The 18369-nt window shown below is 65.5% G+C and carries 1 protein-coding gene (running past one end of the window); it reads right to left on the reverse strand.

Annotated elements, in window-relative coordinates; all coding sequences use genetic code 11:
- On the reverse strand, positions 1-18367 hold the 5' portion of the coding sequence (locus M1247_RS30220) for a non-ribosomal peptide synthase/polyketide synthase (protein ID WP_317160103.1). It extends 5966 nt beyond the left edge of the window; only the first 18367 of its 24333 coding nucleotides appear in the window; the start codon lies at positions 18365-18367; the stop codon falls past the left edge of the window.
- Positions 18368-18369: the final 2 nt, after the last annotated feature.

Below are 18369 nucleotides of genomic sequence, written 5' to 3' on the forward strand. Positions count from 1 at the left end.
CGAGCCCGACATCGAGGCCGGTGTTGACGGCGGCGATCAGGCGCATTGCGGACAGCGAGTCTCCACCGAGGTCGAAGAACGAGTCGTCCACACCGACGCGCTCCACACCGAGCACCCGGGCGTAGATGCCGGTCAGGATCTCCTCGGTGAGGGTGACCGGCGCGCGGTAGTGATCGATGTCGTGATATTCGGGTGCCGGCAGGGCGCGGGTGTCCAGTTTGCCGTTGGGTGTCAACGGTATCGCCGACAACGCCATAATTCCGGCCGGAACCATATATGCCGGAAGCTGCTCGGCCAGCTGGGTGCGAATCTTTGCCGGGTCCGCCGTCCCGGTCACGTAACCGACCAGCCGCTTGTCGCCGGCGCGGTCTTCACGGACGATCACCGCTGCCTGCTCGACCCCGTCCAGCCCGGCCAACACCGCGTGGATCTCACCGAGTTCGATGCGATAGCCACGGATCTTGACCTGCTCGTCGGCGCGGCCGACATATCTCAGCTGCCCGTCGACGCCCCAGCCCACCAGATCCCCGGTGCGATACATCCGCATCCCGGGACGCCCGAACGGACATGCCACAAACCGCGACCCGGTCAGCCCCGTGCGGCCGACATAGCCGACACCGACACCGTGGCCGGCCACATACAACTCACCGACCACACCGGGTGCCACCGGGCGCAAGTATCCGTCGAGCACGAACAACGCCGCCCCCGACACCGGTGCACCGATCGGCGGCGCACCCGCGCCCGCAATCAATGGCGACGTTCTGGACGCACAGATCGTTGTCTCGCTCGGGCCGTAGGCATTGACCATCACCCGTCCAGGAGCCCAGCGCTGCACCAATTCGGCCGAGCACGGCTCACCGGCGACCAGCAATGCCACCGATCCCAGAGACTCCGGCGACAGCATCGCCACCGCCGAGGGGGTTTGGCTCAGCACACTGACCTGTTCAGCGACCAGCAAGGCGGTGAGGTCCTCAGGTGAGCGGGCCACCGACTCGGGCACGATCACCAGCCGACCGCCGTGCAGCAGGGCACCCCAGATCTCTTCTACCGAGGCGTCAAAGGAGTACGAATGCCACTGTGTCCACGCCTGTCCCGCGAGGAAGGTGTCCCGCGATCCCAACAGTTGGGTCACGTTGCGGTGGGTGATCGCCACGCCCTTGGGGGCGCCGGTGGTGCCCGAGGTGTAGATGATGTAGGCGATGTCATCCGGGCTGGGCACCGGCATCACCGAACCGGATTGACGGTCAACCTGCGCGCTTTCGAGATCACTGACGTCGATGACCAGCACGTCGCAACCGGCCAACCGGTCAGCCAGGCCGGTGGTGGTGATCGCGGCGGTCGGTGCGGCGTCGGCGAGCATGAACTCGATTCGCGCATCTGGCAATGCAGGGTCCAGCGGCAGATAGGCGGCCCCGGTCTTGAGCACCGCCAACATGGCCACGACCGCATCCGCGGACCGCTCGGACAGCAACGCCACGCACGCGCCCGGACCGACACCGTGACTGACGAGCAGGTGCGCCAACCGATTTGCGGAGTCGTCGAGGTCCCGATAGGTCATTGCGCAGCCGGCGAAGCTGATCGCCAGCGCATCGGGTGCACCGGCGACCTGCGCGGCGAACAGTGCCGGCACCGACACCGGAGCCGGCTCCTGTTGTGTCAACACCGTACGGTTGCCCCACAAATCGAGGCGGGTGTGTTCAGGTTCGTCGAGCAGATCGATCGACGAGATTCGCCGGGTGGGATCAGCGGTCAGCGCCACCAGTACCCGGTGCCACCGTCTGATGAGTGCTTCGATGCTGTCCGTATCGAACACGTCGGTGCGGAATTCCACCGCCCCGCCGATGCCTGCCGGCTCGCCGGCCTGGGTCCAGCGTTCCCCGAGTGAGAAGGTCAGGTCCATGCGGGCGGTGTGAGTGTCCACCGGAAGGGGCGTGACCCGCAGGTCACCCAACCTGAGCCCATTCGCGGGATCGCTGTCCTGCCAAGGAATGTTCTGCCAGGCCAACGCCACCTGGACCAACGGGTGATGGGTCAGGCTCCGGGTGGGGTTGAGCCGCTCCACCAGCACCTCGAAAGGCACGTCCTGATGTTCGTAGGCGGCCAGGCTGCGCCGCCGCACCTGGGCCAACAACTCCCCCACCGTGGGATCACCGGTCAGATCGACGCGCAGCACCACGTTGTTGACGAAGAAACCCACCAGCTCGTCAAGTGCGGCGTCACGACGCCCGGCAATCGGGAAGCCTACGGCCACATCGGAACACGCACTGAGATTGGCCAACAACACCGTCAGGGCGGCTTGCATCACCATGAAACTGGTGGCGCCGTGCTCACCGGCCACTGCGCGCACTCGCTGCTGTACGTCCGCCGACCACTCCACCGGCAGGGTGGCGCCACGCTGATCGGCAACCGGCGGATATGGCCGATCGGTCGGAAGCGCCAGGCGTTCGGGGAGTCCGGTCAGCGCATGTTCCCAGTAGGCCAGCTGCGCGGCGATCGGACTGTCACTGTCGTCGAGATCACCCAGTTGTGCACGCTGCCACAAGGTGTAGTCGACGTACTGAACCGGCAAGGGCGACCAGCCGGGGGGACGCCCCGCGCACCGGCTGGCATACGCCACACTCAGATCGGCCACCAGCGGGGCGAGCGACCAACCGTCGGCGGCAATATGGTGCACCACCGCCACCAGGACGTGTTCGTCGTCGGTGAGGCGGAACAGCTTTGCCCGTAACGGAATTTCGGCGGCGAGATCAAAACTGTGACAGGCCGTGGCCGCGACGGCTTCATCCAGCCGGCTCGCCGGCCAGCCACCGGCATCCACGACCTCCCAACCGAAATCGGCTTCCTCGTCGGACACCACCACCTGTCGTGGTGTCCCATCGGGCGCGTCGAATCGTGTGCGCAGGCTTTCGTGGCGACCGATCACATCGGCCAGCGCCTCACCAAGGGCAACGGCGTCAAGCCGCCCGTGCAGACGCAGGCCCACCGGCATGTTGTAAACCGGTGAGGGACCCTGCAACTGGTCGACGAACCATAACCTGTTCTGGGCGAACGACAGCGGCACCACCGCGGGGCGGTCACCGGCAACCAGCGGCTCCAGGCGGCCCGCGCCCTGATCGATACGCGGCGCCAATTGGGCAACCGTGGGCGCCTCGAACACCGTGCGCGCTGCGAGATCGGTGTCCAGGTCGGCATTGATGGCCGCCACCAGTCGCATCGTCGACACCGAATCCCCACCGAGATCGAAGAACGACTCGTCTACTCCGACGCGTTCCACATCCAGTACTCGAGCGAAGATTCCGGCCAGGATCTCCTCGACTGCGCCGGTCGGGGCGCGGTAGTGATCACGATCCTGGTAATCCGGTGCAGGCAGTGCGCGGGCGTCGAGCTTGCCGTTGACCGTTACCGGCAAGGCCGCGATCGTCACGATCGCTGTCGGAACCATGTAACCCGGCAGCCGTTCGGCCAGTGCGGCACGCGCACCGATCGGGTCGGCGGTACCGGTGATATAGCCGACCAGCCGCTTGTCGCCCGGCTGGTCCTCGCGGGCGATCACCGCCGCCTGATCCACCCCGTCCAGCGCGGTGAGCGCCGTTTGGATCTCACCGAGTTCGATGCGATAGCCGCGGATCTTGACCTGTTCGTCGGCGCGGCCGAAGTAGTCCAGCTGTCCGTCCGCGCGCCAGCGCACCAGATCCCCGGTGCGATACATCCGACTCCCGGGTTGCCCGAACGGACAGGCCATGAACCGCGACGCGGACAATCCGGGGCGGCGCCAATAACCCACGCCGACACCCGCTCCCGCGAGATACAACTCGCCGACCACGCCTTCGGACACCGGGCGCAGCCACTCATCGAGCACGAAGAACGCCGCCCACGCCGTCGGCGAGCCGATCGGCGGCGGCCCTGATTCCCCGGTCAACGGTGCGCTGGCGCATAACCACATCGTGGTCTCGGTCGGTCCGTAGACGTTGACCATCACCCGCCCGGGCGCCCAGCGGTCGACCAACACAGGCGGACACGGTTCGGCCCCGATCACCAACGCCGTACCGTCCAGGCCTTCCACCGACAGCATCGACACCGCTGACGGGGTTTGGGTCAACACCGTGACCTGTTCGCGCACCACGAGTTCGTGGAATTCCTGAGGTGAGCGCGCCACCAGCTCGGGCACCACTATCAGTCGCGCGCCGTGCAGCAGTGCACCCCAGATCTCCCATACCGAGAAGTCGAAGGCATACGAATGGAACTGCGTCCACACCTGTTCCGACGCCAGCGGCACCCCGATCTGCAACGAGTCGAACAGCTGCGTCACATTGCGGTGAGTGACCGCCACGCCCTTGGGCGCTCCGGTGGTACCCGAGGTGTAGATGATGTGGGCGACGTCATCGGGCGCAGGCGCAGGCAGAGGCGTGCACGGCTCGGCGGTGACCTCCGGACCCTCGACATCGAGAACGAGTAGCTCGAACCCGTCGAACTTCCGCGTCAACTCGGCGGTGGTGACCGCGGCGATCGGCGCGGCATCCGTGACCATGAACTCGACACGGGCCGCAGGAAGCGCAGGGTCGATCGGCAGATAGGCCGCCCCGGCTTTGAGCACCGCAAGGATCGCCACGATCCCTTCGATCGACCGGGGGAACATCAACGCGACGCGCTCACCCGGTCCCGCCCCCCGAGCGATGAGCAGATGCGCCAACCGGTTTGCCGCCTCGTCCAGCTCCCGATACGTCATGGTCCGGTCTCCGCAGACCAGCGCGACCGCGTCGGGGATCCGCCCCACCTGGGAACCGAACATCTCCGGGACCGACGCCGGCCGTGGCAGGTCGGCCAACACCGCACGGTTCCCGATTTCGTTCAGGCGGGTGCGTTCGAGATCGTCGAGCAGATCCACCGCGGACAACGGCCGATGCGGATCGGCAGTCATGGCCTCCAACGCCTGCGTGAACCGCTCGGCGAGTGCTGCGATGGCGGCGGCATCGAAAACATCGCCGTCGTATTCGACGCGCAGGCGCAGTTCGTCACCAGGTATGGCCTGCATGGTCAGCGGGTAGTCGGTGGATTCGTGACTGGTGAAATCGGTGACACGCAACCCGTCGGCACCTGACAGTGCGTCGGCGTCCACCGGATAGTTCTCGAACACGAACAGGGTGTCGAACAGTCGGTCGTGGTCGGTGAGGCGGTGGATCTCGCTGAGCGCCACATGTTGGTGCTCAAGGGTTCTGGTGTGGGAATGCTGCAATTGACCGAGCAGGTCGGCGGTGGTCGTTGTCACCGTGATGTTCGCGCGCACCGGCACCGTGTTGATCAGCAGGCCCACCATCGATTCCGCGCCTGCCAGCTCGGTCGGCCGTCCCGAGACCACGACACCGAAGGCGACATCATTCTGGCCCGTGAGCGAGGTGAGCAGCAGTGCCCAGGCGCCCTGCAGCACGGTGTTGACGGTGGTGTGCTGTGCGCGGGCCAACGCGCTCAGCGCCCCGGTGGTCCGCTCGCACACCAGATGCGAAACGACTCCCCGTCGCCCCGACCCTGACTTCTGTGTCGGGCCGACCAGCGTGGGGGTTTCGAAACCGGCCAGCACCTCGCGCCAAGTTGCATGCGCGCCTGCCTGGTCGCGGCCGGCGAGCCAGGTGAGGAAACTGCGATACGGCGTGGCCGGGGGCAATCGTTGCCCGCGATAGGTGGCGAAGATCTCCTGCAACAGGATGGGCAGCGACCAGCCGTCTAGCACGATGTGGTGATTGGTGAGCACAACCCGATGGCGGTCCTCTGCGGTGCGGATCAATGCCACCCGGAAGGCCGGCTGGTGGGCCAGGTCGCAGACCGCCGCGCGTTCCGCGGCGCACACCTGCTGGATCTGTTCCTCAGGCTGGTCGTTCAGTTCGAGATACCGCCAGCCCGGCTCGGGCTCTGCCGGGATGATCTGGACCGGCTCGTCGAACTGGTCGCAGAATCTGGCCGCGAGGTGGGGATGCCGATTGACCACTGACCGCACGGCGTCGCGCAGCCGATGCCGGTCGAGCGTGCCGGCGACCGTGATGTCCAACTGCACGACATACAGGTCGTCGTCGGGGCTGTGCGCGACGCGGCGGTGAAAGACCAGGCCCTGTTGTAGGGCGGTCAGTGGCAACACATCTGCGATCCGGTACTGCCGCTGTAGCTCATCGATCTGCTGCTGGTTCAGCCGGGCGGGCGCGATGTCCGACGGCGTCAGTCCACCCCCGTCGTTGCGCACGTTATCGCAGATGCCGGCCAGCGCGTCGGACCACAGTTGGCTGAGCCGACTGATCTGGGCATGGTCGACTGCCGACGGCGCCCAGGTCCAGTTGGCCAGCAGATGTGGCCCGGCCTCGGTGTCGACGGTGCCCGCGTTGAGTGCCACGGTGTGCGTCAACGGCATGGGTATCGCCGCGGCCGCACCGGTCGACGTCAGCCCTTCGGCCGATATCTGCCACAGATCGTCGGACGCCGCCGTGGCCGCGCCGCCCAGTCGGCCAAGGTAATTGAACCCGATCGTCGGGTCGGCGTCCGCGAGATCGACGTCGGGATTCAGGTAGCGCAGCATCCCGTAGGTCAGCGGATTCGGCAGGGCACGAAGCTGTTCCTTCGCGTCCTTGATCACCGCGCCCAGTGCCGCGTCGCCGGCCACCACCTGGGACCAGGACAGTCCGCTGCCCGCCCTCCGGAAGTTCAATGCCACCGGGTACTTCGTGGTGAACCACCCGACCGTGCGGGACAGGTCGATGTCCCGATCGAGACCCTCGTCACGGCCGTGCCCCTCGACGTCGATGCCGATCGGTGTGCCCGTGGCCCCGACGAACTCCGCGACCGCCAGCCCGAACGCGATCAACAAGATGTCGTGCACCCCGGCGTGGAACGCCGCGGGCACGTCGCCGAGCAGCATGCGGGTGGTCTCGGCGTCCAGCGCCACCGACAGTTGGCCGGCGGTCGCGTGGGTGTCCCCGTCGGGGCGCACCGCGGGCAGCGCAGCAGGGGTGGCCGCCACCCGCCGCCACGTCGGTGCCCGCTCGACGACTTCCGGGTGGCTCGCGTGGGTGCTCAGCAGTTCGGCCCACCGCGCGAACGACGTCCCGGGTGGTGGTAGCACGACAGGTCGTCCGCCGCGATGCTGTACCCAGGCGATGTTCAGGTCTTCCAACAGGATTCGCCACGACACTCCGTCGACGGCCAGATGGTGGACGATCAGCACCAGCTGGCTCGTGGAGGTCACCCACAGTGCGCTGAGCATCGCTCCGGCGGCCGGGTCCAACCGTGCCCGCGCTGCCACGAGTGCCTCATCGGACAGTGCGTCCACCGCTTGCAGGCAGCCGCGCGCATCCACCGAACCCGGCTCGGGCACTGTGCCGGACCAGGCGCCCGCGTCGGTCACGCGCAGCCGCAGCATGGCGTGCTGATCCAGCAGGGCCTGCACCATCGCGACGACGTCGGACTCGGCCACCTGTGCGGGCGCCTGCAGCCGCACCGTCTGGTTGAACTCGGAGGTGGGCCCGTCAATGCCTCTCAGCCACTGCATGATCGGGGTCGGGATCACCGGGCCGAGGCCCTCGTCGGTCACACCCGCACTGTCGACCACCGCGACCACCCGCGCCAGCCGCGCCACGGCCTGTTCGACGAAGACATCGCGCGGTCGACACACCAGACCCGCGGCCCGGGCGCGCGCCACCACCTGCATCGACAGAATGCTGTCGCCGCCAAGGTCGAAGAACGAGTCGTCGACCCCGACCCGCTCCAGCCCGAGAACCTCGGCGTAAATGCCGGCCAAGATCTCCTCGACGGGTCCGGCCGGGCCACGGTACCGCTCGTCATTCCCAGCGGCCAAGCCATAGTCAGGGGCTGGCAGGGCCCGGATGTCCAGTTTGCCGTTGACGGTCAACGGCAGTGCGTCCACCACCAGCACCGCGACTGGCACCATATACGCCGGCAGTCGGTCGGCGAGATCCGCACGCACGGTAACTGGATCGGCAGATCCGGTGATATAGCCGACCAGGCGCAAGCCTGCGGAGTGGTCCTCGCGGGCGATAACCGCCGCCTGCTCCACGCCATCGAGATCGCGCAAAGCAGACTGCACTTCACCGATCTCGATGCGGTAGCCGCGGATCTTGACCTGTTCGTCGGCGCGGCCCAGATACTGCAGTTGTCCATCGGCGCGCCAGTTCACCAGATCGCCGGTTCGATACATGCGCGTTCCAGTACCTCCGAAAGGGCATGCCACAAATCGCGAGGCGGTCAACCCGGTCCGGTCGACATAGCCGTAGCCGAGTCCCCGGCCGGCCACGTACAGTTCGCCGATCACACCGGCGGGCACCGGGCGTAACCATTCGTCGAGCACGAAAAGCGCTGCGGCCGGGACAGGTGAGCCGATCGGCACACCCAACCCAGGCGCCAGCGGCGCGCTGATCGCCACACACATCGTCGTCTCGGTGGGGCCGTAGGCGTTGATCATGACCCGGCCGGGTGCCCACTGATCCACCACCTCGGGCGGGCAGGCTTCACCGACCACCACCAACGCCACCGATTCCAGACCCCTACGCGGCAACATCGCTACCGCAGAAGGTGTCTGTGTGAGCACATCGACCTGTTCGCGAACGAGCAGAGCGTGAAAGTCCTCCGGTGAACCGGCCACGTCCTCGGGCACCACCACCACGCGCCCCCCGCGAAGCAGGGCACCGAAGATCTCCCATACCGAGACGTCGAACGCCAACGAATGACACTGCGGCCACACGCCCGGGCGGGGCAGTCCGGCATCGAGGGATTCCAGCAGCTGGGTGACGTTGTGGTGGGTGATGGCAACCCCTTTGGGGATGCCCGTCGTACCCGAGGTGTAGATGAGATAGGCGATGTCGTCCGCCTTCGGCACCGGCAGCTCGGCACCGGGTCGGCTGTTGCCCTGTTCGACCTCGACGACCACCAATCCGCGCCCGCGCAACCGGTCCGCCAAAGCGGCGCTGGTGACCGCGGCAACGGGTGCGGCATCGGCGAGCACGAACTCCAAGCGCGCGTCGGGCACCGCCGGATCGATCGGCAGATAAGCGGCACCGGTCTTGAGAATGGCCAGGATCGCCAGGATCGCCTCGGCCGAACGGTTGAACAGCAGCGCCACACACGTCCCCGGGCCGACGCCGTGTCCGGTGAGGATGTGCGCGAATTTGTTTGTGGCCTCATCGAGTTCGCGGTAGGACCAGGAACGTTCGCCGCAGCTGATCGCGACGGCCTCGGGCGCACGCGTGACCTGCTCGGCGAACAACTCCGGAACCGACACCGGTCTGGGCGCGGGCCGGGTCAGCGCCGCCTGGTTGCCGATCGCAACGAGGTGGGCGTGTTCATCGTCGTCGAGCAGATCCACCGACGAGAGGCGTGCTGTCGGGTCGGCGGTCATGGAGGTCAGGATGCGTCGTAGTCGCGCGATCAGCGTTTCGACGGTGTCGGCGTCGAACACGTCGGTGCGGTACTCCACCATCCCACCGATTCCGGCGGGCTCGCCGTCCTCGGTCCGACGGTCAGCCAGCGAGAAGTTCAGATCCATGCGGGCGGTGTGGGTTTCCACCGGTATCTGGGCGACGGTCAGATCCCCGAACATCACTCCGGCTGCGGAATCGTTGACGTCGCGGCCGGCGATGTTCTGCCATGCCAGTGCCACCTGGACCAGTGGGTGATGGGCCAGTGACCGGGTCGGTTTGAGTCGCTCGACCAGCACCTCGAACGGCACGTCCTGATGGTCGTAGGCAGCCAGGCCCCGCGCTCGTACTTGAGCCAGCACCTCGGAAACAGTGGGATCTCCACCGAGGTCGACGCGCAGCACCAAGGTGTTCACGAAGAACCCGATCAGCTCATCGAGCGCTGCATCACGCCGTCCGGCGATCGGAAAACCGAGTGCTACATCAGAACTCGCACTGAGCTTGGAGAGCAGCACCGCCAGCGCGGCTTGCACCACCATGAAGCTGGTCGCGTGGTGTTCGCGGGCCACCCGGGCCACCTGCTGCTGCAGCTCCGCCGGCCAGTCCAGGGTTATCGTGGCGCCACGCTGGTCGGTTGTCGACGGGTACGGCCGGTCGGTGGGCAGCGCGATCCGCTCGGGCATGCCGGCCAGCGCATCCTGCCAATACGCCAGCTGTGCACCGATGCGGCTCTGTCCATCGGCCAACTCACCGAACTGCGCACGCTGCCACAGCGTGTAATCGGCATACTGCACCGTCAACGGTGACCAGTCCGGAGCTTGACCCGCAGACCTACTGGTGTAGGCCAGATTCAGGTCGGTGACCAGCGGGGTGACCGACCAGCCGTCGGCAGCGATGTGGTGCACCACCGCGACCAACACATGATTATCCGCGGCGATACGGAAAAGACTGGCCCGCAAGGGGATCTCGTCGGACAGATCGAAAGTGTGCTGCGAGGCGGCAGCGATCGCCTCATTCACACGGCGTGCGGGCCACTGCCAGGCATCGACGACGTCCCAACCGAATTCGATCTGTCCCGGCGCCAGCACCACCTGACGCGGAATTCCGTCCGGTGCGGCGAACAGCGTACGCAGACTCTCGTGACGACCCACCACATCGACCAGGGCTTCACGCAACGCATCGACGTCGAGCGCCCCGTCGATCTGGAATGCGGCGGCCATGTTGTAGACCGGTGACGGCCCTTGCAACTGGTCAAGGAACCACAACCGGGATTGGGCGAATGACAGCGGAAGCACTTCCGGTCGTTCCCGGGCGACCAGGGGCTCCAGCCGAGCCTCCGCACCACCGATCCGAAGTGCAAGTGCGGCGACCGTCGGGGCGTCGAACAAGGAGCGCACCGTCATGGCGGCATCCAGTTCCTTGTTGACCGCGGCGACCAGGCGCATTGCCGACAGCGAATCCCCGCCGAGATCGAAGAATGAATCCTCGACGCCGACTCGGTGCAACCCGAGAACGCGGGCATAGATGTCGGCCAGGATCTCCTCGACCGGGGTGGCCGGGGCACGGTACCGGTCGGTGTCGTAGTAGTCCGGCGCAGGCAGGGCACGTCTGTCGAGTTTTCCGTTGACCGTCAATGGCACCACGTCGATCGACAGCACCGCGGCAGGCACCATGTAGGACGGCAACCGCTCGACCAACTGGGCCCGGATCCGGCCCGGATCAGCGGTGCCGGTGACATAGCCGACCAGGTGCTTGTCATCGTTGTCCTCGCGGGCGATCACCACCGCCTGCTCGACACCGTCGAGACCGGCCAAAGCTGCTTGGATTTCACCGAGTTCGATGCGGTATCCGCGGATCTTGACCTGTTCGTCGGCGCGCCCGAGGTAGTGCACCTGTCCATCGGCGCCCCATCGCACCAGGTCCCCCGTGCGATACATCCGCGCCCCGGCACCTCCGAACGGGCAGGCCACGAACCGAGACGACGTCAAACCGGCCCGACGCCAATATCCGACGCCCACACCGCGACCGGCCACGTACAACTCTCCGACCGCACCGGGAGGCACCGGTCGCAGCCAGCCGTCCAGAACGAAAAGCGCGCCCCCGGCTACCGGTATACCGATCGGCACCGCTGATCCCGTCGGCGCGGTCACCAGAGGTGCGCTGATCGAGGCGTACACCGTAGCTTCGGTCGGGCCGTAGGCGTTGATCATCGTCCGTCCCGGAGCCCATCGCTGCACCAGCTCAGGCGGGCAGGCTTCCCCGGCGACCACCAACGCAGCAGATTCCAGGCCCTGCGGCGAGAGCATTCCGGCCGCCGACGGCGTCTGGCTCAACACTGTGACGTGTTCGCCGACCAACAACTCGTGAAACTCCTCGGGCGAGGCAGCGACCGGTTCGGGCACCACCACCAGCCGCCCACCGCGCAGCAGCGCGCCGAAGATCTCCCACACTGAGACGTCGAAGCTGTACGAGTGCCACTGCGTCCACACCTGGCCCCGACCCGCTGACAACCCGGCGCCCAACGAATCGAACAGCCCGGGCACATTGCGGTGAGATATGGCAACCCCTTTCGGGATGCCAGTGGTTCCCGAGGTGTAGATGATGTAGGCAATGTCGTCGGAAGCCGGCCCCGGCAGTGGCGTGTCAGGTTGGCTCTGCACCGCGGAGCCATCTACGTCTATGACCGTCACGTCGAAACCCTCGAACCGCTCCGCCAGCCCGGCTGTGGTGATTGCGACGACAGGCTCGGCGTCAGCCACCATGAATCGCAGACGCGCATCCGGCAGTGCCGGGTCGATCGGCATGTAGGCCGCCCCGGCTTTCAGGACGGCGAGGATTGCCATGACCGCCTGGGGAGACCGGGAAAGGTGCAGTGCCACGACCTCACCCGCACCGACCCCCTGCACCCTGAGCAGATGTGCGAACCGGTTGGCCGCCTCGTCGAGTTCTCGGTACGTCATCGACTGGCCGTCGCAGGTCACCGCCATCGCGTCGGGTGTGCGCGCCGCCTGTTCGGCAAAGAGCACCGGAATCGACTCCGCCATTGCCGGTTTGGTCAAGGCCGCGCGGTGACTCCATTCGTCGAGGCGGGCATGCTCAGTCGCATCCAGCAGATCGACCGATGACAACGACCGATGTGGGTCTGCGGTCATCGCAATCAGAATCCGCTTGAAGCGCTCGAACATCGCCTCGATGCCGGCGAGATCGAATACCTCGGTGTCGAATTCGACGCGAAGGCCCAGTTCGCGGCCCGGCAGGACCTGCATCGCCAACGGGTAATGGTTCGATTCGTGGAAATTGAACTCGGCGATGCTCAAGCCGTCGATGCCCAGCTGTGCGGTGGTATCGATCGGATAGTTCTCGAACACCAAAAGCGTATCGAACAGTTGCTCCTGACCGGCGATGCGGTGGATCTCGTTGAGCGCCAGGTACTGATGCTCGAGTGTGCCGATGTGGGCACTCTGCAGGTGATCCAACAGATCAGCGGTGGTGGTGGCCGCCGTGATCGTCGCCCGCACCGGCACGGTGTTGATCAGCAGGCCGACCATCGACTCCGCACCGACGACCTCGGCCGGCCTACCCGAGACTGTCGTACCAAACGCGACGTCCTGTTGACCCGTCAGCGAGGTGAGCAGGCGCGCATAAGCGGCCTGCAGCACGATGTTGACGGTTGTGTGATGTGACCGTGCCAGCCCGCCAAGCGCCTGCGTGAGCTCCTCAGGCACCGAAAACGATTCAATGCCGCGCGGGCCCAGAACCGACCTGCCGCCCGGATCCACCAATGTGGGAGTGTCGAAGCCGGCCAGTGCATCACGCCACGCTGTATGCGCGGAAGCGTGGTCCCGTTCAGCGAGCCAGGCGACGAAGCTGCGATACGGCGCGGCGGCGGGCAGCCGTTGCCCGCTGAAGGCAGCGAAGATCTCCTGCAGCAGGATCGGCATGGACCAGCCGTCGAGCACGATGTGGTGGATGGTGAGCAGGAACCGGTGCCGATTCTGCGTGACGCGAATGAGCGCGCCACGGAAGAGTGTCTGGGTGCCGAAGTCGCAGACGGCAGCACGCTCGGCCGCGCTGATCCGCGTGACCTGTTCGTCGTGTTCGTCACCGTCGCCGGCATCCAGTTCGACGTAACGCCACGGTGTGGTGGGAACTGCCGGGATGATTTGCATCGGTGCGCCGAACTGTTCGCGGAATCGCGCTGCCAGATGCGGATGCCGGTTGACCACCGACTGCACGGCATCACGCAGGCGGTGTTCCTCCAGCGGGCCGTACATCGTGATATCGAGTTGCATCGCATACACATCGGAGCCCTGCCCGGTTCCGGCGTGGTAAAGCAGGCCCTGCTGCAGCGGTGTCAGCGGCAAAATGTCCGCGATCCGGTGTTGCCCTTGCAGTTCATCGATCTGCTGCTGATTCAGCTCGGCAGGAGCAATATCCGACGGAGTCAACCCGCCACCACCGCTGCGCACGTGTGCGCAGATGCCGACCAGCGCGTCGAACCACAATTGCCCCAGCCGGCCGACTTGCGTGTGGTCAAGGGCTGAAGGCGCCCACGTCCAGTCGGCGCGCAACCGCATGCCGGTGCCGGTGTCGACCGTGGCGACGTTGAGTTCCACGGTATGTCCGAGCGGGGTCGGCACCGCCCGGGCAGCGCTGGTCGACGACATACTCTCGGAGCGGATGCGCCAGGTATCCCCGTGCCTGTCGCCCGCGGCCCCACTGAGGCGGCCGAGGTAGTTGAAGCCGATGGTCGGGTCGGGTCCAGCCAGGTCGACGTCGGGGTTGAGGTAGCGCAGGAGACCGTAGGTCAGGCCTTCGGGGAGGGCACGCAGTTGTTCTTTGGCGTCTTTGATGACCGTGCCCAAGGCGGCGTCACCGGCGACAACCTGCGTCCAGCGCAACCCACGCAGCGGCCCCCGGATATTCAACGACACCGGGTACTTGGCGGTGAACCACCCCACCGTGCGAGACAGATCAACACCTCGGCCGAGGGACCCGCCCAGATCTTCGGCGCGCCCGTGACCCTCGACATCGATCCCAATCGGCGCGCTGTCGTTGTCGACGAACTCGGCGAGAGCCAGACCGAACGCGATCAACAGAATATCTTGCACCCCAGCGTGAAACGCGGATGGAACGGCACCGAGCAGCAGATGGGTGTTATCTGGATCCAGCGAAACAGACAACTGCCCCGCAGTCTCATAGGTGTCTACCGCGGGTTGCAGCGCGGGCAGCGTGGGATGAGCCGATGTGACCTGTCGCCAGATGCCCGTCTCACCAACGACCGCCGGATGCTGCGCGTGTTCGACGAGCAGTTCTGCCCACCGCGTGAACGAGGTCCCAGCCGGCGGCAACAGCACCGGCTGACCGCCGCGATGCTGGGCCCAGGCAATATTGAGGTCCTCCACGATGATTCGCCACGACACCCCATCGATGGCCAGATGATGGATGATCAACACCAGCTGACTGGTCGAGGACACCCACAGTGCGCTGACCATCGCACCGGTAGCCGGGTTCAACCGCGACCGCGCCGCCACCAGCGCCTCATCAGTCAGCACATCGACCGCCTGCAGACACCCGCGTGCATCCACCGAATCAGCCTCGGGCACCGTCAACAACCACCCGCCGGCATCGTCCTCGTCGGCGCGCAACCGCAACATCGCATGCCCAACCAGCAACGCCTGCAACACCACAGCCACATCAGCTTCGCTCACCCCAGCCGGCGCCTGCAACACCACCGTCTGGTTGAACTGGTCAATCGGACCGTCAATACCCTTGAGCCACCGCATGATCGGAGTCGCCACCACCGGACCCAGACCCTCATCGATCACCCCGGCGGAACTGTCAGCCATCCTGACCACCCGTGCCAGCCGCGCCACGGTCTGCTGGACGAAGATGTCACGCGGTCGAAATGCCAGGTCGGCATCCCTGGCGCGCGACGTCACCTGCATCGCCAGGATGCTGTCGCCGCCGAGGTCGAAGAATGAGTCGTCGACCCCGACGCGGTCCAGTCCGAGGACTTCGGCGTAGATGCCGGCGAGGATCTCTTCGGTGGGGGTTTGCGGTGCGTGGTAGTGGTCGATGTGTTGGTATTCCGGTGTGGGTAGGGCTTTTTTGTCGAGTTTGCCGTTGACGGTCAAGGGCAGGGTTTGCAGTGCGACGATGGCGGCGGGCACCATGTAATCCGGTAATCGCTGGGCCAACGCGGCGCGCAGCTGCGCTGGATCGACGGTGCCGGTGACATAGCCGACGAGGCGTTTGTCACCTGGCCGGTCCTCTCTGGCGATGACGATCGCCTGCTCGACACCCTCGCACGCGGCAAGCGCGGCTTGGATTTCGCCGAGTTCGATACGGTAGCCCCGGATCTTGACCTGCTCATCGGCACGGCCCAGATACCGCAACTGCCCATCAGCACTCCAACACACCAGATCCCCGGTGCGATACATCCGCACCCCAGTGCCCCCGAACGGACACGCCACAAACCGAGTGGAACTCAAAGGCGCACGGCCCACATAGCCATACCCCAAACCCGCGCCAGCCACATACAACTCACCCACCACATTGGCCGGGACCGGCCGCAACCACCCATCCAACACAGAAAACGCGAGGTGCTTCAGCGGCACCCCGATCGGGCTGGACGTGCTCTCCACATCAGCAACGGTGATCTCACGGAAAGAGGCATGCACCGTGGTCTCAGTGATCCCGTACATGTTGATCAACCGCGGCCAAGCCGGATGATCGGACAACCACGTCGCAAGTCGCTGCGGTTCCAGCGCTTCCCCGCCGAACACCACCACATCAAGATTGAGCTGTTGTCGTTCAGGACGGGCCGTATCGAGAGCTTGTAGTGCATAAAACGCCGAAGGAGTCTGGCTCAAGACGTTGACGCGTTCTTCGATCAGCAGTGCATGAAACTCCTCCGGCGAACGCACCACCGAATCCGGCACCACCACCAACCGCCCACCATGGGCCAGCGCGCCGAAAATCTCCCACACCGAAAAATCAAACGCCAACGAATGACACTGCGACCACACCTGACCCGGCGACAACTCCAGCGCGCCATCGACCGCCTCGAGCAACCCCGTCACATTCCGATGCGCAACCGCCACACCCTTAGGCACACCCGTGGTCCCCGAGGTATAGATCACATACGCAACATCGTCGGGGCCCGTGTGCAACGGCAGGGCCGTACTCGGCTGCGCATACACCGCACGATCATCGACATCGATCACCACCAACCCACGCCCGTCCAACCGATCCAGCAGATCCGCTGTGGTCAGTGCAACCACCGGCCCCACATCGGCCAGCACGAAATCCAACCGCGCATCCGGCACCGACGGATCAATCGGCACATACGCCGCACCCGTTTTCAGTACACCCATGATCGCCACGACCGCCTCGACCGACCGCGAGAACACCACAGCCACCCGCTCCCCCGGGCCCACACCATGAGAAACCAACAAATGCGCCAACCGGTTCGCAGCCGCATCAAGCCCCCGATAGGTCACCGAAGTGTCGCCGAAACAGACCGCCACTGCCTCCGGAACACACTCCACCTGCCTGGCGAACACCGCCGGAATCGAGGAGGCCACCGGCTCAGAACAACTCAACGCCGCACGATTACCCCACCCATCAAGCACCGCACGCTCATCCACGTCGTGCACATCGATCGTCGACAGCGACCGCTCCGGATCGGCGGTCATCGCCGTCAACACGTGCTCAAACCGCTCAGCCAGATCACGGGCATTGCAATCGGCAAACAGCTGCCCAACGCCGGACGTGCTGAGAAGGAGCTCGTCGTCGTTCTTGATGAAGACCAGCCCGAACTGATCCGTGAGGCCGGTGTGGGTCACGGCTCCCGATCCAGCAGCACCGGCAAAATCCGCAATCCGGGTCGCCGGAATGAAGTTGATGGCGGCCCGGTCGGACGGCCGCGCGGAGCCTTGGACCCGTGCCTTCTTCTCGATCGCGCGCGCCGGGAACCGCTGATGCTGCAGTGCTTCTCGTATGCGGCTGTCGACATGTTCACAGAAGTCGGCCACGGTGGATTCTGGTAGAGGCTTCAACACCAGTGGCACAACTCCGGAGACCATCCCGGGCACCATCAGCGTTTCTGGACGTACACGTCGACTCACCGGAAAATCGAGTACAACCTCAGAGTCTCCGCCCTGCCCACGCACGAGTAGCGCACATGCCGCGGTAATGACCGAGGCCCGACGCACCCCAAGGACGTGCGACAACTCGCGGGTCTTGGCAACGACCGCTGGGTCCAATTGAACTGGCGCAGAGGGCTCGTACTCCTTGGGCCGTCCTGCGGTGTCGAGCTCGAACCTGTTACGCGGTCCGTTGTCGAGGGGAACATTCTTGGCCCAGTAGGCCTGGTCTTCGAGATAATCGTCAGACGCTTCGTATTCCGACTCGGAATCGATGAGAGTCCGTAGCGAACCAAAGATCGTGGGAGGAATCGGCGATTCGGTGGCGATTGCAGAATAGACCTCCGCAATCCGGTGGATAACGATCGCCATGCCGATTCCGTCTATCGCGATGTGGTGGCAACACACGAAGAAGTAGAACTCGTCCGGCCGGGCCTGCAGCAACGCAAATTTGAACAGCGGGCCACTGAGCGGCATCGGCGCGCGTTGGATCGTTGACGCCATCCGATAGGCATCCTGCGCAGGATCCGGAGATTCAGAGAGGTCATAGCGGGCAAGCTCGACGTGCGAGTAATCGACTACGCGTTGGACGATCTGGCCCGCTACCTCGACAAAGGCAGTTCTGAGTGGTTCGGCCTCTCTCACCACGCGGCCGATGGCCTGTTCAAGAGCCTCATAGGCGATCGGGCCCTCGATCAGTCCGAGCATTCCGTTGTGCCATTTGGCACCGCAACGACCCGTTTCCTCGGAAAGCCAGATGTCCAGCTGGCTCCGCGTCAGCGGATACGTCGTATTGTCAGATTCCATCG

This window comes from Mycobacterium appelbergii (assembly GCF_032883035.1).
Classification (GTDB): domain Bacteria; phylum Actinomycetota; class Actinomycetes; order Mycobacteriales; family Mycobacteriaceae; genus Mycobacterium; species Mycobacterium appelbergii.